Genomic DNA, 19,292 nt, shown 5'->3' with positions numbered 1-19,292 from the left:
TGCGGCCGGTCCTCAGACCGCGAAAGGGTAAGTCTCGGGGGCCTCGCCGCGTTCCCATCGGCCGGTGCGTTCGACGGTTCGACGGTTCGCGTCTCGTCGATGTGGATGACGGCGTCGAACTGGTCCGCCATGCGCGCGGAAGTAGTGGCTCTGCCGTTCGGTCTGTGGAGGTCCAGCCCTCGGACATCGAGCGGTAGTCGCGTTCGGCGGACTGGACGGTCATCGCGTTACGCGTGACGTAGAACAGCTCGTCCTCGGCGAGCATCCCGTCCCGTCTCGCGTATTCGGGCGTCCCCTGGCTCACGCCGCGCAAGCGAGCGGCTCTCGCCGCCCCTCCCCGGGCGTCCTGCTGGCGCGCGATACACAGGTGTGTGATGGTCTTACGGTGCGTAAATATCTGCTGGTAGGGGTGCCGGGGAGCGGCAAGAGCACCCACACCGCCATGCTGACCCGGGACTTCGATCTCGTGCGGATCAGCGCCGGGGACATCCTCCGGTGGCATGTCGGCCATCACACCAAGATCGGCGCACGCGTACGAGAGACCATGGCGGCCGGCCGGCTGGTCGATGACTCCCTCGTGGAAGGGATCATGCGTGAGCGCCTGGAGCAGCACGATTGGAACCACGGGTTCGTCCTTGACGGATTCCCGCGGAACCGGCGGCAGGCGGAGTTCTTCCTCGAGCGGTACGACGTCGACGCCGTCATCTGCCTCGACGTGCCCGATGCGCAGGCTCGCGACCGTGCGCTGTCCAGACGGATGTGCGGCGACTGCGGCCTCGACTACAACCTCATCGGGGGCCGGCCCCGGCGCGAGGGCGTCTGCGCCTGCGGCGGCCGCCTCGAGGCGCGGGAGGACGACACCCCGGAAGCGCTCACTGCCCGGATCAACGACCATCGGGAGAGCATCGCCGCCCTGCTGGACCGGCTCCGGCACAAGGCTCCGGTCTTCGTCGTCGACGCGAACCGCGATCTGGACATCGTCCAGGAGGAGATCCGTACGCTCCTTGGGCTCCCCTCTTAACGTTTCGGCCGTCGGCAAGGCGGGCATAAAACCCGATTAGGCATATTCGGGGGGGAATCATGCCTTATCAATCGGTCAATCCTTACAGTGGTGAGGTCGTCGCCACGTTCCCGGAGATCACCGACGCGGAACTCGAGGACGCCCTGTCACGTGCTCGGTCGGCGTACGGGGAATGGCGTCGGCGAAGCTTCGACGAGCGAGCGGCCGTCACCAGACACGCGGCCCGGATCCTGCGTGAGCGGCGGGACGAGTTCGCCCGCCTGCTGACCCTGGAGATGGGAAAGCGGATCGGCGAGAGCGTCGAAGAGGTGCTCCTGAGCGCCGACATCTTCGACTACTACGCCGACAACGCCGAGGACTTCCTCAAGCCGGTCCCGATCGACACGCGTAGGGGCGAGGCGGTCGTCGTCAGCAGCCCGCTAGGTGTCCTGTTCGGCGTGCAGCCGTGGAACTTCCCGTACTACCAGCTGGCGCGATTCGCGGTCCCCAACGTGATGGCGGGCAACGTCGTCATGGTCAAGCACGCGTCGGGCGTACCCCGGTCCGCGCTGGCCTTCGAGGATCTCTACCGCGAGGCCGGTGCGCCGGATGGCGTCTACACCAACCTTTTCGTCACCAAGGAGCAGGTCGGGAAGGTGATCGACGATCCGCGCGTGATGGGGGTGGCCCTGACCGGCAGCGAGCAGGCGGGCAGTGTCATCGCGACGCGCGCCGGCAAGGCGATCAAGAGGACCACCCTCGAACTGGGCGGCAGCGACCCGCTGATCGCCATGCCCGACGCCGATCTGGGTCCGACGGTCCACTGGGCCGCGTGGGGCCGCCTCAACAACTGCGGGCAGTCCTGCGTGGCCACCAAGCGGCTCCTCATCCACGAGCAGATCGCCGACAAGTTCCTCGAGGAGTTCATCGCGGCCATAAGCGGGTTGGTCGCCGGGGACCCGATGGACGAGCGGACCACCCTGCCGCCGATGTCATCCCAGTCGGCCGCCGACAAGCTGAAGGCGCAGGTGGCCGAGGCGGTCGAGCACGGTGCCCGGGCGACCGAGGTCGGCCCCCCGGTGCCGGAGGCCGGAGCGTTCGTCCAGCCGACGATCCTCACCGACGTGAGCCGCGACAACCCGGTCTACGGCCAGGAGCTCTTCGGCCCAGTGGCGATGTTCTTCAGAGTCCGGGACGAGGACGAGGCGATCGCCATCGCCAACGACACCGGCTTCGGGCTCGGTGGCGCGGTCTTCACCTCCGACATCGAGCACGGCAAGAAGATCGCTCACCGCATCGAGAGCGGCATGGTCTTCATCAACCATCCCACCTGGACCGCGCCCGAGTTGCCGTTCGGTGGCATCAAACAATCCGGTTACGGGCGGGAGCTGTCCTGGCTCGGCATCCAGGAGTTCGTCAACAAGAAGCTGATCGACGTCGTTCCGCTCGACGCCGCGCCGTGAGCATGCCCGGCCACGAGCGCTACCAAGGTTGGAGATGCGCCGGGCCCGACGGAGTGTCGTTGTGGTAGCACCTATCAATGTCGATGCGCCCGGCCGCGGGCGACCGACCCGTTATCGCGTGCGACTCCGTCTGCGGCGTTGTCCACATCGGAAGAAGGCGGAGACGGCCCGGCCGAGCGTCCTCGGACTCTAGATGGTGGACATCACGCTCTGTCTGACGACACGTCACCTTCTCGTTCTCTCGCTCAGTGGCCATGGTCGCCGTGCCCGCTGGGCTCGGGGTCGGCGGTCGCCGGTTCGGGACTCGTCGGCGTCTGAGCCGCCGTCCGCGCGGAGCGCAGGGTGAAGCCGGCGGTGCGGATCTGTCCTTCGTGCTTGAAGTCCAGGAACAGCCGGTAGTCGCCGTCGCTGGGCACCTCGGCATGGAAGACGATCTCGGGTCCGGCCTTGGTGCGGCCGTCGCCGGGCGCGCCGTCGGGATGGACGTGCAGGTACGCAAGGTCTCCGGCCCGCAGGGCCACCAGGTGCCCATAGGCGCCGAGGTACGGCTCCAGATCGGTCACCGGCTCCCCCCTCTTGGTCACCCGCAACGTCAGCCTGCTCGACCGTCCGGGAGTCAGGTCGCCGCCGAGGCCGACGGAGTAGCCGTCGACGTCGACCTCGCCAGTGACCGCCGGCAAGGCCTTCGGCTCATAATCGCCTGCCACCAGCAGATCGGCGCCCAACGTCATCGCGCTGCCACCGGCGGGCGCGAAGTCGGCGAAAACGCGGTAGGCGCCCGCGGCTGGCAGCGTGAGCTTGACCGACCACATGCCGTCAGAGGTCAGAGTGGGGTGCAGGTGCTGGAATGTGCGCAGGTCGCGGGACACGACGATCAGGTGGAGCTTCTTCTCGTGCTCGACCTGATAATCGGTGACCGGCCGGCCGTCGGGGCCGGTGACGGTGAAGCGGAAGTCGGTCGCCGCGTCCGGCCTGACGCCCGTGGTGAGTGGCGTGAGGGTGTAGCCACTCTGGGCCACCTGGAGCCCCCCAGGGGTATCCTCCGCCGGTCGCCCGGCCATCGTCGCCTCGCGGGTCGCGCTCTTCGCCGGGACGTGCGCCGCGTTGTGTCCCTCGGACGTGCTCTTCACCGGTCCTACCGCCTTTCCCAGGCCAAGGGCGCCACCGAAGACCACGGCAAGGCCCAGGACGTATCCGCCGAACCTGACGCCGGCGTTCATGGCCGACCCGCCACTGCGTAGCCGGCCTCGTGGAATGCGGCCATGACCGGCGTCTTCTCGACGAAGCCGCCGCCTTCCACGATCAGCGAGCCGCCGGCCAGGCCGATCTCGACATTCGTCCTACCGGGCACCGCCGCCGCCTCTTCCTTGACGAAGTTCACGCGGGTGCCGCAGGTCATGCCCTTGACCGTGCAGATGACCACGCTCATCGGCTTCTCCTCGAGCTTGCCCTCGGCGACGACCGTCACCGCCGATGCAATGCATGGGAATACTGTACCCCCCTAGGGTACTGTGGAGAGAAGAGATGAGGTGTCGCTACTTCTGGAGCTCCTGATTCAGCGCGTCGCGGAGGCCATCGGCAAGGGCAGCCCCGAGGCTGCGGCCGGAATCTAGGAGGCCTCGAGGCCGAGGCCGGAATCATGGAGGCCTCCGACGCCATCGCCCGCTCGTCCGTGCCCGTCATGGAGAGGTTGATCCGTCGCCGCTGTGGTGGAAGCGGGATACGAGGTCGTACGGGATCCGTGAAAGGCGATGTGGCCGGAGGCGTTACGCGCCTCCGGCCACATCTCTATTCGTCACGACGTGGGCTTTCGTTTTTCACCTCACGCCCGGGTCGCGAGCCGGCCGGATCGGCCCCGGCCTATGACCTGCCGAACCGGTGCGTGATTCCGCGCGGGTGACCGGTTACCAGCGGCCGGTCTTGAGGAGCTGGCCACGGACGGCGCCGTCGGCGAACTGCTTGGTGTGCATGTTGGCGTACCAGTTCCCCGGGTTCTTCTTGATCCCCGCCAGCACACTCAGGTCCTTCACCCGCACCGAACCGAACGCGGAATTACCGCGGATCGTCCCATCGTGCAGCAGATCGATCACCACCGGACCGTTCACACCGGCCTTACCCCGGTGAACGTGGAACGCCGTCGGCCTACCCGTCCGCTTCCACTGCACCAAGTAGAACATCCGGTTCCCCTGAATCCGGAACTTCGCCACCGCGACACCATCCCGATCGTTCACCTTCTTACCCGGCTCACGCACCTCATTCCGGCCCAGCAACACCGCACCGAAGTAGTAGCTCCTCGGCTTCACCGTCACATGCCCAGCAGCCGAAACCGTGGACACGGCGGACACGGCGGACACGGCGGACACGGATGCGGCGGAGGTCGCGGCCGGGCTGGTCGCCGCGCCTGCCGGGATCGCCGCGATCCCAACGGCCAGGACCGCGGTCACCGCGCCGGCCGCGACACGGCCGGCCAGACGCTTCCAGGAGGGGGCGGTACCGGTGGTCTGCTGAACGTTCATCACAAAGCTTCTTTCGTGCGAGGGAGGCGCCGAATCGCTCGTTTCGGACATCCCAGACGTTAGGCCGACCGTCGCCGCGTCTATACGTACGAATCCACACAACGCCGCTTACGTGCACAACGGCACACATCGCGCCCCATCACCCACTCACCACGGCGCGGCGCCCGCGATTCAGGGCAGCTCTGCCATCCGCGTCCTCAAGAGCACGGGGGTGGGCGCTCGCCGATTCGCGGCACTTCCATGCCGTGCGTCACGGAACATGATCTCCGGCTCGCGCCATCCACCGTGTTCAGCAGGCGGCCCTCCACCCTTGACCTACCGCCACCAGCGCGTCGATCTCGAGATCGAGTGGCGAGCGTTGTGCCGGACGTGAGGGCTCCGTCGATGGACCGGCATGCCGCGGGTTATCCACAGTTTCCACAGAGTCGTACACAGGTTCGAATGTGATCTTTGCCGCCGCCGGATCACCACTCCCGCCCGGTACCGCAACCTGCTCCGGACCCCCGAGGTTCACGGTGCAGCACCGCGAGTCGCGCACGCCCAGGGGGACGACCGGCTCGTGGACCACGTGGCCGAGACGGCTCCACCCTCAGAAGAGCCGCCTGGCCTGGTCCCCATCCGGATCCGGTGGGGCCGAATGTCTCGGGGCACGGGGACCTTCGTCTCTTCGCTGCTGATCCCGTTCCACGATTCGATGAAGAGGAGCGTGGGCGGGGCGTGGGCGCTGCCGCGGACGGGGACGCTCGCAGCGAGAGACGGGCGCCACGCCGGCGCCCGGAGGGAGCCGATCATGCACAAGAAGGTGCGGGACGTGATGACCTGGCAGGTCGCATCCGTCAACGGCAGCACCCCCTTCAAGGACGTGGCCGAGGTGCTCGTGCGCCACGGCGTGAGCGCCGTGCCGGTGGTGGACGGCGAAGGACACGTGATCGGCGTCCTTTCCGAGGCCGATCTGCTGCGCAAGGAGGAGTTCAGGCAGCGCTACTACGGCGAGGACTACCGGCCTCCCCTGCGGGCCAGGCTGCGCCGGCGCATCGGCGGCGGTTCCGACCCGGAGGAGAAGGCGCGCGGCGAGACGGCCGCCGAGCTGATGACCGCGCCGGCGATCACCTGCAGGCCGTACGCCAGTGTGGTGGCCGCCGCCCGGGCCATGGACGTGCACGGGGTGAAACGGCTGCCGGTGGTCGACGAGGAAGGTCTGCTGGTGGGCATCGTCAGCCGTCACGACGTGCTCAAGGTCTTCACGCGCACCGACGACGACATCGCCGCCGAGATCCGCGACGACATCCTCAGCGGCCCCCTGTGGATGGACACCTCAGGGGTCCGGGTCTCGGTGTCGCAGGGTGTGGTGACCGTCGGCGGTGAGATCGCCCATCACAGCGAGGCCCGGACCATCGTGGCCATGATCGGGCGGGTCAACGGCGTGGTGGACGTGCTCGACGAACTGCGGTGGCGACAGGACGACACCGTGACCGCCGGGCGGAAATGAGGGCCGAGCCGGCCTGATTCCGGCGCGGAGTCCTCGACGAGGTCGCGGTCACGGGGCACCGCGCGACGCGGCCGTGAACCAGGGGGCGGGCGCGGGGTCTGTCTTCGCGTCCGCCCCTTCACGTCAGCGGCTGCCGCGTTCACGGCTTCAGGCTCGGAGTCGCGGGCCGGCTCGGCCGGCTTCATGAGGTTGTCGAAACCGGGGGGTGGTTCAGCCGGTCTTCACGGAGATTCCGAAGTCGCGGACGGCCGTGGCGAAGTCCTGGTAGTAGAAGGTCGAGCCGTTGTGGGCGGTGACCGTTCCCTTCGCCACGACGTTGTAGTCGCCGCTCAGGGCGAAGACCGGGCCGCCGCTGTCGCCGGCCTGGCTCGGCAGCCCGCCGTCGGTGCGGCGGGCGACGATGAGGTCCGACCAGTACTCGGTGTTGCCGTAGGCGTCGAGGTACCAGCCTCCGTAGGCGAAGTCGGCGGTGTTCTGGATCCCGCAGACGGCGCCGCTCGTGGAGCCCGACTGACAGACCCACTCGTTGGCGTAGACCCAGTCCCAGCCGGCGACGCCCTTGGTGAAGGTGCCGGAGGAGTCGCCGTCCCAGATGCGCCCGGCGGAGCTCGCGGTGATGAGGAGGATGTCGTGACCGGGGTTCTCCTGGGCGCCGGTTCCGACCCACAGGCCGGTGCCGGGGGTGGTCCAGGAACCGTTGTGCCAGCCGCCGCCGGTCCGGCCGCAGTGACCGGCGGTCAGCAGGTAGCTCTGACCACCGCCGTCGGTGACGGCCCAGCCGGCCGTGCACCGGGCGTGGTTGTCGTCGTTGATGATCGCGCCACCGCCGTAGTAGGGGTCGTAGTCGTTGTACCGGCCGTCGGCCTGCGGGACCTCCCCCGTGACGTAGGTGACCGGAACGCCGCCGACCGTCGTCGCCCGAGGGGCGAGCGTCTTGGCCGCGGCCTTGGTGGTCACGACGAGCCCGGCGCCGGTGACCGAGCCGGCCACCTGGGTGAGCGCCCCCTGCGGGTTCTTCCTCAGGTCGGCCAGCAGGCCGGCCGCGGCCTTCTTGAGCTCGGCCTGGGAGTGACGCGCGGCCTTGACCTCGACGGCCGCGACGCCGCGCGCCTTGGCCAGGGCGCTGTTCACGGAGGCGGGGAGCTTGCCCTTCCACCACAGCTCGACCGACTTGGGCTGCAGGACGATGCCGGCGAACCCGCCGGCCGCTCCGCCCTTCTCGACGGCCCAGGAGATCTTCGACGCCGCTTCCTTCAGCGGAACCTGGTCGAGCATTTTCTGCCGGATGTCGGCCGGGATGTGGCTGAACGGGACGGCCTCGACGGCGTTCTTGCCCGCGCCGGGAGCGGGTTCGGGATCGGGATCGGCCAGAGCGGAGGTCGTGCTGAGCGCGGTCACGCTCAGCACGACCGCGCTCAGGACCCCCACGTACCGTGCCGCCGACCTGCGCGGGCCGGCTAACGTGCCGCGATGTGCTGCGATTGGCATCATTTCCCCTTGATCGTGGACAGGGTGACGGAGGCCGTCATGCGGCTCCGTTTCGCCTTTGGAGGGATCCGATCCGCGGGGCGCGGTCATCGGAGGAGTCGAGTCATTTCACCGAGCGCGCCGGGGCTCCGCCATCGCCGCCGAATAACCGAACGATTCCGGCATCCGGCGACCGGCCCGTGCCGGTTCGGCCGGCATGCCGCCACAGACGGCATGCCGGTTAACACGGTCCGCCGGTTCAGAGAGCACACCGGTTCAAAGGGCATGCCGGTTCACACGTTCCGCCGGTTCTAAGGGCACACCGGTTCAGAGGCATGCCGGTTCAGCGGGCACCCCGGGTTCAGGGGGCACCCCGGTTCAGAGGGCACCCCGGTTCAGAGGGCATGCCGGTTCAGAGGGCATGCCGGGTCACACGGTCCGCCGCAGAAGGCTTGCCGGGTCGCAGGATCCGCCGGATCAGAGGGCAGGGGTCACGGTCACCGCGTCAGGGCTCGGCGCAGTTCGGCGAGGGAGCCGACGCCGAGGATGTCGTGTGCTTCACGGAGCAGCGTGGTGACCGTGTCCAGGTCGAGGACCATGCTGTAGGCGATCTCGGATTCGGAGCGTCCGTCCGCGGCGAGCAGGGCGACGCGTCGCCGGCGCGGATCCAGCGCGTTGGTCCGCCGACGCTGGAGGTGAGGAGCGTCCCCGAGGCGCCGGGCGACGGCGTCGGCCAGACCCAGGGCGCCGCACTCGTCGGCCAGGGTCAGCGCCTCCGACAGTGGCACGCGCGCGTCGTGGCCGGTCCGCGGCGAGGACGTGGGGTCCCTCCGGGTCAGGGCCGCGCCGAGTTCGGCCAGAGCGTGGGCCAGTTCGAGGCGGTGCGGGGTGGGGCGCAGGATCCGGACCGCCTCCTCGAGCGGTTCCGCGGCCGAGGCCGGTCGCAGCGCGGCCAGCGTGCGCAGGGCTCGCGCACGGACCAGCGGGCTGCCAAATCGTTCCGCCCGCCGCATCCCGACGTCCACGATCTCGCGGGCCTGGTCCGGCGCGGTGTGCCGCAACACCTGGGCGAGGTCGAAGCGCCACATGCACACCGACGGGTTGAGCAGCGACGCGTGTTCCAGCCACTGCCCGAGCCGGCGCAGCGTGGCGGCGGCGCCGGCGGTCTGGCCGCGTGCGATCTGGAGGGCGCCGCGGACCGCGTTCGGTATGGGGAGCACCAAGGCGTCAGCCGAGGAGGCGCCGTACCGGCGCTCGCCGTACACCGCCTCCGCGCGGTCGACGTCACCGCGCGCGAGCAGTGCCTCGATCAGGGTGCCGGTGGCGAACTGCTCCGCGGGCGTTCCGGGGCCGGTGCGGTCGGCCAGGCGCAGCGCGATCTCGGCGTCGGCGACCGCGTCGGCGATCCTGCCCTCCCGCAGGGCCACGTTGCCCAGGTGGACGCGGGCGAAGGTGAGGTGGGTGCCGCGCCAGCCGTTGCGGTCGAACTCGTCCACCGCCTGCTCGAACAGGCGACCGGCCGTCGCCAGGTCGTCGGAGAACAGGTGGACGAACGCGGTCACGGTGCCGACCTCCATGCCCTGGTCGAGGTCGGCGAACGACACGCCGTCGCGGATCACGGGCCCGATGGCCTTCGCGGCGGCGGTGCGGGGCTCCCCGCGCAGCACCAGGCTCCACGCGTGCAGGGTGATCATCAGACGCTCCACGTGGGTGGCGCCGCCCAGCGGCGGGGCGGCCCGGTCGAGCAGCAGCATGCGGTCGGGCCGGTGCGGGTCGTCGGCCCACCAGGTGGCCCACAGCAACTGCTCGGCCCGCAGGCGGTCGCGGAGACCGTCGTCCCGGCAGCCGTCCAGGGCCCGGTCGAGCGATCGGACGGCGTCGCCGAGCCGGTTGGCGTACCCGTACACCTTGGCGAGCGCGATCGCGGCCTCGACGCCCTGGGCGTCGTCGGCTGCCTGCTCGCGGGCGGCGAGCAATTCGGGGATGGCCGTGGCCACCTCTCCCAGCGCAAGCGCCTGCCCGTAACGCGTTCGCACCTGGCAACGCCGGGCGGGCGGGGGCGGCTCGGCGACCCCGCGCCCGAGGTAGCGAGCCGCCGTGGCCGCCAGGCCGGAGCTCATCGCCGCGTCGGCCGCGGCGACCAGCCGGTCGACCACCCAGGGGTCGCCCGCGGCGTTGACCCGCAGCAGGTGGGCGGCCACCGGCTGGAGGCCGGCGTCGGCCTGGTGCAGCGACCGTGCCGCCGCGAGATGGGTGTCGCTGCGCTGCGAGGGGTCGATGTCGTCGTAGACCGCGCTCCGGATGATCGGGTGCCGGAAGTCGACGCTGGAGTGGTCGGCCAGGATCCCGGCTCTGCAGAGCAGGTCGTACGCGCGCCTGCCCTCCTCACAGGTCAGTCCGGCGAGGTGGACGGCCTGGCCGAGGGGGATACCGGGGCCGAGCACGGCGATGGTGCGGGCCAGCCGCTCCGCCGGCGGCCCGAGCGTGCGCAGCCGCTCGTTGAGGTGCACCACGACCTGGCGTGGCGTGAGGCGGGCGACGCGCGTGGCGGATCCGGCCGTCGGCGCGAGCCGCCGCTCGCGGGCCAGGTCGATCATCCACCGCAGGTAGAACGGGTTGCCGCCGCTGTGCCGGTGGAAGGCCGCGCAGAACGTCTCGTCCGGAGGGGAGCCCGGAGGTCCGAGGCCGCGGCCCACGATGGCGCGCACGGCGTCCAGGCTGAGCGGCCGGGGCCGGATGACGGAGGTGGCGCGCAGGGTGACACGGGTGAGCGCCGGTGGCTGCGCGGGCTCGTCCGGCCGGCAGGCCAGCAGCAACACCACGGGCAGTCCGGCCAGCCTGTCGCTGAGGAACTCCAGCCAGTTCAGCGACTCCTCGTCCAGCCAGTGCGCGTCATCGACGGCCAGCAGCAGCGATTCGTCGCCGCCGGCGGGGTCGGTGGCGTTGACCAGCAGCCAGTACAGGGCTTCGGTGAGGCCGATCTCCGAACCTCGCCGGGTGTGCGGGAGGCCGAGGGGGACCCGCGCGAACGCGGCGGCGCCGGCGAACAGGCGCTGCCGGTCGTGGCCACTGTGGCCGGCCGCCCAGCGGCCGAGCAGCGTCCGGACGCCGCTGAAGGCCATCGTCTGGTCGAGTTGGTTGCCGCGCACCACCAAGGGGGTGATCCCGCGCACGGCGCTCTCCGCGCACACCCGCGCGAGCAGTTCGGACTTGCCGATGCCCGCGGGGCCCTCGACCACGATCGTGGCCCCCGCCCGTCCGCGGACCTCGTCGAGCACAGATGAGCAGGAGTCCAGGTAGTCGTCGCGTTCGAAGATGCCGTTGTCCGCGGCGGTGTGGCCGGGAAGCCGCAGCGCCTGCAGAACGTGCTGCTCGTCCAGCCCGGCTCTCCCCGCGGCGCGGGCACAGGCCACGCAGCCGGCGATGACCTTGGCGACGAATTCGTCCCGCAGTCGCCGTTTGCCGGCCATCGCCTCGGAGAAGGTGGCCGCCGCGACCCCGCTGCGGCGAGCCAGCGTCGCGTCGGTGGGACCGCCCACGACCCGCTGCAAGGTGCGCAGCCGGCGCCGGAGATGATCGTCGGGATCCGGGTGAGCCATCCTGCTCCTCACGTTCCTGGAACGTGCCGCAGGGGTCAGGCTACAGCCAGCAAATGCCGCGTACGACGCATTTTCCCGCGGCCGCGACCAGCGGCGGAGGCGGGATCACGGCGCCTTCAGCCCGTCACGCGGTAGGGGCGCATCATCTCGTTGTCCTCGTGCTCGAGGAGATGGCAGTGCCAGACGAACAGCCCTGCCCGGTCGAACGTCGCCCTGATCCGGGTGATCTCGTGGGGATAGGCGATCACCGTGTCCTTGAACCCCGTCTCCCAGCGCTCCGGAGACCGGGAGGCGCCGGTGAACGGCTGCCGGTCGACCACCTCGAACTGCGCCTCGTGGATGTGGATGGGGTGGGCGTCCACCGTCCGGTTGTGGATCTCCCAGACCTCCGTGGAGCCCGCCACGGGGGTCTCGGTGATCGGATCTGACCGCATCCTCGCCCTGACCCCGCCGTCGACGGTGCCGAGCAGCGCCGCCGTCGGCGGGGCGCCGGCGATGGTGGCCGAGGTCTGTTCCAGCAGGGCGACCTTGCGGGTCTTCGTCTCCGGGGCGAGCGGGCCGGGCGCGGGAAGGGCGAGCCGGTCGGGAGGCTCGCTGAGATCCGGTTCCACCGATTCCCGCACGAGGAACTTCATCACCTGCCCGGTCGTCGCCGGGTCGGCCGGGGTGGCCCGCGGATCCCCGCGGTAGGCCCCGTCGGGCCCTTCGTTGATGAGGTACAGCTCCGAGTCCTGGGGCATGCGGGTCAAGTCGACGATCACGTCGGCTCGCTCGGCCGGGGCGAGCAGGAGCCTGCCGAGTTCGACGGGCTCGGGCAGGAACCCCCCGTCCGAGCCGATCTGCCAGAAGGGCAGGGCCGGGGCCACCGGGCGTTTCGCGGCGGGCCGCGTGACGATCTTCAGGTCGAGGACCCGCGCGTTGCAGCCGTTCAGGAAGCGGAACCGGTAGCGGCGTGGCTCGACCGTCAGGTACGGCCAGGTGCGGCCGTTGACCATCATGGCGGTGCCGAAGAACTCCGGGTTCCAGATCGGCGGAAGATCGCTGTAGGGAATGTAGGGCCCCGCGATCCGGTCGAAGTCCCTGCGGCTGCTGCTCGCCGCCGCCGCCAAGCTGGGCCTGGACCGGTCACAGACGCAGCAGCGCTTCCCGCGGGTCGCCGAGCGGCCCTTCGACAGCGGGCGCAAGCGCATGACGACGGTCCACCGGACGCCCGGCGGCCACGCCCGGACGATCTGCAAGGGCGCGCCCGAGGCACTGCTCCATCCCTCACTCCGTCCTGACCGACGCCCCCGCGGTCCTCACCCGTGCCCGCGAGCGCGCCGACCGGCTCGCCGAGAACGGCTACCGGGTGCTGGCCGTCGCCGCGTCGGACCTGGACGACGTCCCGGCGACCGTCGAGGAGCGCGGTTGACGCTGCTCGGGCTGATCGCGATCCTCGATCCGCCGCGGCCGGCCGCGGCGGCCGCCATCGACGCCTGCAAGCGCGCCGGGATCAGACCCGTCCTCATCACCGGCGACCACCCGGGGACGGCTCGCGCCGTCGCCACCGACCTCGGCATCATCGGGACCGGCGGCCGGGTCGTCGACTGCCGCGACGCCGGCGCACCGGGTGAGGGCACCGCGACCGCGTCCTCCACCGGTCCGTCTACACCCCGCACTCCGGCCCTGGCCGGTAGAGGTCGGGGATGCCGTCGTGGTCGGGGTCGGGGTCGGCGGTCTCGGCCTGGTGGATGCGCCGGTAGGTGCGGGCGCGCGACCGCAGGATCACCGTGGCCGCCAGCGCGGCGGCCAGCGAGCCGGTCAGGACCGCGACCTTGACCGTGGCGTGAGCGCTGCCGCCGGGGCCGAAGGCGAGCTCCCCGATCAGGAGCGACACGGTGAACCCCATCCCGGACAGGACGGCCAGGCCGGCCATGTCGACCCAGGCCAGGCCCTCGTCCAAGGTGGCGCGGGTGAAACGGGCCACTCCCCACGTCGCGGCCAGGATGCCGATCGGCTTGCCGGCCAGCAGTCCGGCGACGACCCCGAGCGCGACCGGCTCGGTGAGCGTCCCCGCGAGCCCGTCGAGCCCGCCGAAGCTCACCCCGGCGGAGAAGAAGGCGAAGACCGGGACGGCGAGGCCGGCGGAGATCGGCCGGAACCGGTGCTCGAGGTGCTCGGCTGGCCCGGGCCCGTCGCCGGGGAGACCCGCCCGCGCGCCGCGCGGCACCGGGACGGTCAGGGCCAGCAGCACCCCGGCCACGGTGGCGTGCACGCCCGACGCGTGCACCAGCGCCCAGGTCGAGAAGGCGAGCGGCGGCAGCAACCACCATGAGCGCCCCCGCAGTCGCACCAGCACGGCGAAACCGGCCAGTGGCACCAGGGCCGCCAGGAGCGGGAGCGCCGACAGGTGCGCGGTGTAGGCGACGGCGATGATGACGATGGCGATCAGGTCGTCCACCACCGCCAAGGTCAGCAGGAACGTGCGCAACGCGGCGGGCAGGTGCCGGCCGATCACCGCCAGCACCGCCAGGGCGAAGGCGATGTCGGTGGCGGTGGGAACGGCCCAGCCCCGTGCCGCGTCCGCGCCGGCGACGACCAGGTACAGGACCGCCGGCACGGCGACGCCGCCGAAGGCGGCGGCCACCGGCACGGCCGCCCGCAGCGGGTCGCGCAGGTCCCCGGCGACGAACTCGCGTTTGAGCTCCAGCCCGGCGACGAAGAAGAAGATCGCCAGCAGGCCGTCACCGGCCCAGGTGGCGAGGTCCAGGTCCAGGTGCAGGGCGGCGGGTCCCACGGTCATCGCGCGCAGGTCCTCGTACGCCTGGGCCCACGGGGAGTTGGCCCAGGCCAGCGCGGCGAGCGCGGCGGCCAGGAGCAGGGCCCCGCCGATGGTCTCCTTGCGCAGGATGTCGGCGACGCGCCGCGCTTCTGGCCACGTGCCGCGTCCGAGCAGGCGTGGCGGGCGGGGGAAGGCGGTGCCGGGCATGGAGCTCCACTCGTGGCAGGGTCGGGTTCGAACCTGCCGACCAGACTTCCCGGCGCACCTGGCTCCAACGTATCAGGACCCGCGAAGACCCCCATATCGGGTTTGAACGCCGCCGGCCACGCACCCCGTATGCCCCGCGCTCATCGTCCGGGCGTGCCGTAGTAGGCCGTGCGCATGAGGGACCGCATGTCGTCGAGCATCGGCATGCGGGGGTTGGCGGGGGCGCACTGGTCCTCGTAGGCGTTGCGCGCCTGCTGGGGGAGCGCGGCGATGAACTCCTCCTCGTCGATGCCCAGGGCCTGGAAGGACGGCTCGATGCCGGCGACGTCGCGGAGCCGTTCGATGGCGGCGGCCAGGGACTCGACGCCCTGCTCCGGGGTCGCGGCGGGCAGGTCCAGCGGGTGCGCGATCTCCTGGAATCGCTCGGGGGCGCGGTAGTGCTCGTACTTCGGCCAGCCGGTCGGCTTGGCCGGGATCGTGCCGTTGTAGCGGATCACGTGCGGCAGCAGCACCGCGTTGGTCCGGCCATGGGCGATGTGGAAGCTCGCGCCAAGCGTGTGGGACATGGCGTGGACGATGCCGAGGAAGGCGTTGCCGAAGGCCATGCCGGCGATGGATCCGGCATTGTGCATCCGCTCGCGCGCGACCGGGTCGCCGGATCCGTGCCGCACGGCGCTTTCAAGTTGCCTATGATCAGCTTGATGGCGTGCAGGGCCAGGCCGTCGGTGAAGTCGCTGGCGTAGACCGAAACGTACGCCTCGATGGCGTGGGTCAGGGCGTCGAAGCCGCTGTCGGCGGTGACGGCCGGCGGCAGATCGGCGGCCAGGGCCGGGTCGACGATGGCGACGCTCGGAGTGAGGGAGTAGTCGGCCAGCGGGTACTTCTTGCCCGTGGCGGAGAGCTGGTGAAGGTGTTCGGCTGGTACGACAACGAGTGGGGTTACGCGAGCCGCCTGGTGGAGACGGCGACCAGGATCGCCGCGGAGGGCTGAGGCGGCGGACAGGTCGAGATGACGGCCGGGGTCGCGTGGGCGATGCGCCCGCCTGTCGTCGAACGGTTCACGGTTGGTGCGCCGCTTGCCGATGTTGGCGTACAGCTCCTGCTCCAGCGGGGTGGGCGGGCCGGCGTAGGGCATGTGGACGACCGCGAGCAGCCGCGGGTCGGTCTGCGGGTCGGGCAGCGGCCACGACAGCGGCCGGTATCCGGCCACGCGGACGGCCAGGCGCAGGTTGAACAGCGCGGCACCGCAGCTGACGTGCAGCGACCGGCCACGCGGGTCGGTCGTTCTGAGCCGGCGGTCCGGATCGGCGAGCAGCTCCACGGCGTTCGGTGAGATCCGGAAGCGCCACGGTTGGGTGTTGTGGATCGAGGGCGCCTGACCGGCCGCGGCGAGCAGCCGGCGGACACCGAGGTCGGTCTCAGCGGGGACAGGCATGGCGTGCCTCCTTCGTCGACTCCGAGGCTCCCGCCGGACGCCGGATGGACGGCAGGGCCGAAGGTCCCGGAGGCGCCGGGCCTACCGGCCGGTCGACGCGATCCGTATGGCACTGCTGGCAAAGACCTGGAAAAGGTGTGATCAGTGCGAACACCACGTCAGCCCCGCGATGAAAGGGCCAGCCATGTCACTCACCCAAGGGCGCCACGAAGGTGACGCCGCGCCCCGCACCCCCGCGGTGAACGCCGGCCTGCCGCACGACGAGACCCGTCCGGCCGACTACGTCTTCGCCCTCGCCCGCATCGCGATCGGCTGGGTCTTCCTCTGGGCCTTCCTGGACAAGCTGTTCGGCTGGGGCTTCGCCACCCCCTCCGCCCGGGCGTGGATCAACGGCGGCAGCCCGACGACCGGCTTCCTCAAGGGCACCACCGAGCACGCCTTCGGCGGATTCTTCAGCGGCCTCGCCGGCCAGGCCTGGGTCGACTGGCTGTTCATGGCCGGACTGGCCGGCATCGGCGCCGCCCTGATCCTGGGCGCGGGCATGAGGATCGCCGCGGCCACCGGCGGCCTCCTGCTGGTGTTCATGTGGGCGGCCGAACTGCCCCTCACCACCAACCCGTTCATGGACGAGCACATCATCTACGCCATCGTGCTGGCCGGCCTCGCCCTGGCAGGCGCCGGCGACACCCTCGGCATCGGCCGGTGGTGGAGCGGCACCGCGATCGTGCGGCGCCACCCCGTCCTCAAGTAGTCCTCCATGACCGCCCCGGCGCCCGCTCCTCGCCAGAGGAGCGGGCGCCGACGCGTGCGGTCACAGCGGACGCCCGGCGGGCGTGGCCACCCACCGGGCGGGATCCCGGCCGGCGCCCCCGGCCGGATCGGGCGTCAGCCCCCGGTCCGGTCGCCGCCCTCCCCCTGGTCGGCCTTCAGCCGGGCCGCCAGGGCCGCCACCTGCGTACGGCGCTGCATGTTGAGCTTGCTCAGCAGGTTGGACACGTAGTTCTTGACGGTCTTCTCCGCAAGGTACATCCGGTCGCCGATCTGGCGGTTGGTCATCCCCTCGCCGATCAGCTCCAGGATGTGCCGCTCCTGGTCGGTGAGGGCGGCCAGCGGATCCTTGCGGCCGGCCTGCTCGCGCAGCCGCTGCAACATGGTGGCGGTGGTCCTCGGATCGAGCAGAGACTGGCCCGCCGCCACCGTGCGCACCGCCCCTACCAGGTCGGAGCCGTGGATCTGCTTGAGGACGTAGCCCGCGGCGCCGGCCATGACCGCGTTGAACAGCGCCTCCTCATCGGCGTAGGAGGTGAGCATCAGACAGGCCAGCTCGGGCACCCTGGAGCGCACCTCCCTGCAGACGTCGACCCCGCTGCCGTCCGGAAGGCGCACGTCGAGCACCGCCACATCGGGCTTGAGCGCCGGGATGCGCGCCACCGCCGACTCGGCCGTGCCGGCCTCGCCGACGATCTCTATGTCATCCTCGGCATCCAGCAGCGCCGCGACGCCGCGGCGCACCACCTCATGGTCGTCGACCAGGAACACCCGAATCATGTCTTGGACAGTAACTCCGGTGAGCCTGTGACGGTAGGGCACCACTCCTGGAGACGACCGGCCTTCTCGACCGAGCGAAAGTCCCTGAAGCAAGGGACTTTCACCGCTGCCCGGTGCGATCGCCTTCGGGCATCGTGAGGAGGGAGAAAGGGAGGCTCGTCATGACGGTGAAAGTCAGAGACGTGATGGGAAAGGTGGCCATCACCGTGCCGCTGGACGCGTCGTTCGCCGAACTGGTCGCCACGATGCGGCGGTTCGACGTCGGCGCCGTCACGGTGGTCGCCCCCGACCGGCACCCCGTCGGAGTCGTCACGACCGCGACGTGCTGCTGAAGGAGATCCGGCCTCGTTCCGCCCCCGGCGCTCTGTTCGAGAGCCGCAGACGGCGCGGCGAGAACCGCAAGGCCGCCGGCACCACGGCCCAGGAGCTCATGACGAGCCCGGCCATAACGGTGACCGAGGACACCTCGATCCGCGAGGCGGCCCGGCTGATGCACGCCGCGCACATCAAGCAGTTGCCGGTGATCAACGTGCTGACCGGCCGCGTCGCGGGGACCGTCCACCAGAAGGACCTGATCAAGGTCTACACCCGTCCGTCGGCCGACATCGAGCGCGAGGTCCGGCGGCTGATCGAGGTTCACGAGATCACCGGCGAAGGACTGGAGGTGGCCGTCGAGGCGGGAGTCGTCACGCTGACCGGCCAGACGCTCCTGCGCTCCCAGGCCGCCCGCCTCGTCGCGTCGGCCGAGACCGTCGACGGCGTCATCGCCCTGGTCTGCGACCTCACCTTCCTCCATGACGACCAGGCCTCCATCTCCCCCCTCTACCTGTGAAACACCCGAAGGGCCCGTCCCGCACGGCGCCGTCCGAGATCGCCGGGGCCTGCGCTAGTGGCCGAGGCGTTCGATGGTGAAGGCGGTGAGGAAGCCGATCGTCGTGATGAGCCCGGTGAGGACGTGTGCGCGTTCGAACGCCTCGGGGATCATGGTGTCGGCGATCATCGCGAGGATGGCTCCGGCGGCGACGGCGGTGATGATCGCGATGGCGGCCGGGGAGGCGGTCCGCAGGGTGAGGTTGCCGACCGAGGCGGCGACGGCGCTGGCCAGCGCGATGCCGCCCCAGACTCCGAAGACATAGCGCGCGTCGCGGCCGGCGTTCTTCATGCCCGAGGCGCTGGACAGCCCTTCGGGCACGTTGGAGATGAACACCGCCGCCAGGACGGCGACCCCGACGCCGCCACCGTTCAGCAGTGACAGGCCGAGCACCACCGATTCGGGGACGCCGTCGAGCAGGGCCCCGATCGCGATTGCCGCCCCGCTTCCCTGCGCCTGACCCTCGTCGACCTGCTGGTGCCCGGAACGTTTGCGGTGCCGGGCGCCGTGGCGGGCCAGCCAGGCGTTGGCCGCGACGTACATGACCGCCCCGGCCAGGAAACCCGTCGCGGCCGCGCCCAGACCGCCGGAACGCTCCGCCTCGTCGACCAGGTCGAACGACAGCGCGGAGATCAGCACCCCGGCGCCGAAAGCCATAATCGCGGCGATCAGCCTGGCCGGCACCCGCACCAGCCAGGCGACCCCCGCCCCGGCGACCAGCGCGCCTCCCGCGACGAGCCCCCACAACCCTGCTTGCAACCATTGCGGCATGCCGGCCCCTCCATCTCGCACCGCTCCCGGGCCGCTTCAGGATGGATGGTGTCACAGTGGCCCGGCGACCCGGCGACCCGGCGACACCGCCGCCGGTGATTCGGGGTGAGACGTCGACCTCACATTCCGGGGGGTCACCTCGTCGGTCCGGTGTGGGCGCGGACG

General features: G+C 70.9%; 15 protein-coding genes and 2 pseudogenes. 7 read left to right on the top strand and 10 right to left on the bottom strand.

Annotated features, from left to right (window positions below):
* Positions 1 to 385 precede the first annotated feature (385 nt).
* Positions 386 to 1,021 (top strand): nucleoside monophosphate kinase, encoded by a 636-nt coding sequence (locus ABZU32_RS06665; protein ID WP_354918099.1) that lies wholly within the window; start codon positions 386 to 388, stop codon positions 1,019 to 1,021.
* Between the two features lie 59 nt (positions 1,022 to 1,080).
* Complete coding sequence (locus ABZU32_RS06660; protein WP_354918096.1) at positions 1,081 to 2,463, top strand: NAD-dependent succinate-semialdehyde dehydrogenase; 1,383 nt, start codon at positions 1,081 to 1,083, stop codon at positions 2,461 to 2,463.
* A 245-nt stretch (positions 2,464 to 2,708) separates the two neighbouring features.
* Here the strand turns inward: ABZU32_RS06660 and ABZU32_RS06655 are convergent, their stop codons facing one another.
* The 3 genes from ABZU32_RS06655 to ABZU32_RS06645 form a co-directional block, all read right to left on the bottom strand.
* Positions 2,709 to 3,593, bottom strand: coding sequence for a hypothetical protein (locus tag ABZU32_RS06655; RefSeq protein ID WP_354918093.1), 885 nt, complete (start codon positions 3,591 to 3,593; stop codon positions 2,709 to 2,711).
* Positions 3,594 to 3,679: 86 nt separating this feature from the next.
* Positions 3,680 to 3,931 (bottom strand): cation-transporting ATPase, encoded by a 252-nt coding sequence (locus ABZU32_RS06650; RefSeq protein ID WP_354918090.1) that lies wholly within the window; start codon positions 3,929 to 3,931, stop codon positions 3,680 to 3,682.
* A 436-nt stretch (positions 3,932 to 4,367) separates the two neighbouring features.
* Positions 4,368 to 4,979 (bottom strand): CHRD domain-containing protein, encoded by a 612-nt coding sequence (locus tag ABZU32_RS06645; protein ID WP_354918088.1) that lies wholly within the window; start codon positions 4,977 to 4,979, stop codon positions 4,368 to 4,370.
* A gap of 790 nt (positions 4,980 to 5,769) precedes the next feature.
* Between ABZU32_RS06645 and ABZU32_RS06640 the strand changes: the two genes are divergently transcribed.
* Complete coding sequence (locus ABZU32_RS06640; protein ID WP_354842854.1) at positions 5,770 to 6,468, top strand: CBS domain-containing protein; 699 nt, start codon at positions 5,770 to 5,772, stop codon at positions 6,466 to 6,468.
* Between the two features lie 210 nt (positions 6,469 to 6,678).
* On the opposite strand, the gene ABZU32_RS06635 is transcribed toward ABZU32_RS06640, so the two are convergent.
* The 3 genes from ABZU32_RS06635 to ABZU32_RS06625 form a co-directional block, all read right to left on the bottom strand.
* On the bottom strand, positions 6,679 to 7,896 hold the full coding sequence (locus ABZU32_RS06635) for a S1 family peptidase (RefSeq protein ID WP_354918085.1): 1,218 nt from the start codon (positions 7,894 to 7,896) through the stop codon (positions 6,679 to 6,681).
* A gap of 536 nt (positions 7,897 to 8,432) precedes the next feature.
* Positions 8,433 to 11,534, bottom strand: a complete 3,102-nt coding sequence (locus ABZU32_RS06630; RefSeq protein WP_354918083.1) for an AAA family ATPase — start codon at positions 11,532 to 11,534, stop codon at positions 8,433 to 8,435.
* A 116-nt stretch (positions 11,535 to 11,650) separates the two neighbouring features.
* Entirely contained in the window at positions 11,651 to 12,724 is a 1,074-nt protein-coding gene (locus tag ABZU32_RS06625) for a multicopper oxidase domain-containing protein (RefSeq protein WP_354918080.1), read from the bottom strand.
* On the opposite strand from ABZU32_RS06625, the pseudogene ABZU32_RS06620 reads away from it, so the two are divergent.
* Positions 12,615 to 13,094, top strand: a pseudogene (locus ABZU32_RS06620) (HAD family hydrolase); the annotation flags it as partial. The gene ABZU32_RS06625 and the pseudogene ABZU32_RS06620 sit on opposite strands and share 110 nt — an antisense overlap.
* 85 nt (positions 13,095 to 13,179) lie before the next feature.
* Here the strand turns inward: ABZU32_RS06620 and nhaA are convergent.
* Both nhaA and ABZU32_RS06610 read right to left on the bottom strand, forming a co-directional pair.
* Positions 13,180 to 14,502 carry a Na+/H+ antiporter NhaA gene (nhaA, locus tag ABZU32_RS06615; RefSeq protein ID WP_354918077.1) on the bottom strand — a complete coding sequence of 441 codons (1,323 nt, stop codon included), beginning with the start codon at positions 14,500 to 14,502 and terminating at the stop codon, positions 13,180 to 13,182.
* 140 nt (positions 14,503 to 14,642) lie between these two features.
* Positions 14,643 to 15,637 (bottom strand): annotated as a pseudogene (locus tag ABZU32_RS06610) (iron-containing alcohol dehydrogenase).
* A gap of 484 nt (positions 15,638 to 16,121) precedes the next feature.
* Here ABZU32_RS06610 and ABZU32_RS06605 point away from each other — a divergent pair.
* Positions 16,122 to 16,688, top strand: coding sequence for a hypothetical protein (locus tag ABZU32_RS06605; protein ID WP_354918074.1), 567 nt, complete (start codon positions 16,122 to 16,124; stop codon positions 16,686 to 16,688).
* A gap of 134 nt (positions 16,689 to 16,822) precedes the next feature.
* Here ABZU32_RS06605 and ABZU32_RS06600 read toward each other — a convergent pair whose 3' ends face one another.
* Positions 16,823 to 17,485: a response regulator transcription factor gene (locus tag ABZU32_RS06600; RefSeq protein ID WP_354918071.1), complete on the bottom strand. Its 663-nt coding sequence runs from the start codon at positions 17,483 to 17,485 to the stop codon at positions 16,823 to 16,825.
* A 161-nt stretch (positions 17,486 to 17,646) separates the two neighbouring features.
* Here ABZU32_RS06600 and ABZU32_RS06595 point away from each other — a divergent pair, with 161 nt between their 5' ends.
* Together ABZU32_RS06595 and ABZU32_RS06590 are read left to right on the top strand one after the other, a co-directional pair.
* Positions 17,647 to 17,817: a CBS domain-containing protein gene (locus ABZU32_RS06595; RefSeq protein ID WP_354918068.1), complete on the top strand. Its 171-nt coding sequence runs from the start codon at positions 17,647 to 17,649 to the stop codon at positions 17,815 to 17,817.
* Complete coding sequence (locus ABZU32_RS06590; protein WP_354918065.1) at positions 17,808 to 18,317, top strand: CBS domain-containing protein; 510 nt, start codon at positions 17,808 to 17,810, stop codon at positions 18,315 to 18,317. The genes ABZU32_RS06595 and ABZU32_RS06590 overlap by 10 nt, the downstream gene beginning before the upstream one ends.
* 54 nt (positions 18,318 to 18,371) lie before the next feature.
* Here ABZU32_RS06590 and ABZU32_RS06585 read toward each other — a convergent pair whose 3' ends face one another.
* The gene (locus ABZU32_RS06585) at positions 18,372 to 19,127 is read right to left on the bottom strand and encodes a ZIP family zinc transporter (RefSeq protein ID WP_354918062.1); all 756 of its coding nucleotides are present in this window, start codon (positions 19,125 to 19,127) and stop codon (positions 18,372 to 18,374) included.
* Positions 19,128 to 19,292: the final 165 nt, after the last annotated feature.

It is taken from the genome of Sphaerisporangium sp. NPDC005288 (assembly GCF_040607475.1).
In the GTDB taxonomy this organism is placed as follows: Bacteria; Actinomycetota; Actinomycetes; order Streptosporangiales; family Streptosporangiaceae; genus Sphaerisporangium; species Sphaerisporangium rhizosphaerae.
This window is presented reverse-complemented; position numbering and strand designations above follow the sequence as displayed.

What these genes read in the sequence shown, in the direction of transcription:
- ABZU32_RS06660 (WP_354918096.1), top strand. Translation starts at nt 1,081, where the DNA reads ATGCCTTATCAATCGGTCAATCCTTACAGTGGTGAGGTCGTCGCCACG.
- ABZU32_RS06645 (WP_354918088.1), bottom strand. Translation starts at nt 4,979, where the DNA reads ATGAACGTTCAGCAGACCACCGGTACCGCCCCCTCCTGGAAGCGTCTG.
- ABZU32_RS06640 (WP_354842854.1), top strand. Translation starts at nt 5,770, where the DNA reads ATGCACAAGAAGGTGCGGGACGTGATGACCTGGCAGGTCGCATCCGTC.
- ABZU32_RS06630 (WP_354918083.1), bottom strand. Translation starts at nt 11,534, where the DNA reads ATGGCTCACCCGGATCCCGACGATCATCTCCGGCGCCGGCTGCGCACC.
- ABZU32_RS06625 (WP_354918080.1), bottom strand. Translation starts at nt 12,724, where the DNA reads ATGCGCTTGCGCCCGCTGTCGAAGGGCCGCTCGGCGACCCGCGGGAAG.
- nhaA (WP_354918077.1), bottom strand. Translation starts at nt 14,502, where the DNA reads ATGCCCGGCACCGCCTTCCCCCGCCCGCCACGCCTGCTCGGACGCGGC.
- ABZU32_RS06605 (WP_354918074.1), top strand. Translation starts at nt 16,122, where the DNA reads ATGTCACTCACCCAAGGGCGCCACGAAGGTGACGCCGCGCCCCGCACC.
- ABZU32_RS06600 (WP_354918071.1), bottom strand. Translation starts at nt 17,485, where the DNA reads ATGATTCGGGTGTTCCTGGTCGACGACCATGAGGTGGTGCGCCGCGGC.
- ABZU32_RS06595 (WP_354918068.1), top strand. Translation starts at nt 17,647, where the DNA reads ATGACGGTGAAAGTCAGAGACGTGATGGGAAAGGTGGCCATCACCGTG.
- ABZU32_RS06585 (WP_354918062.1), bottom strand. Translation starts at nt 19,127, where the DNA reads ATGCCGCAATGGTTGCAAGCAGGGTTGTGGGGGCTCGTCGCGGGAGGC.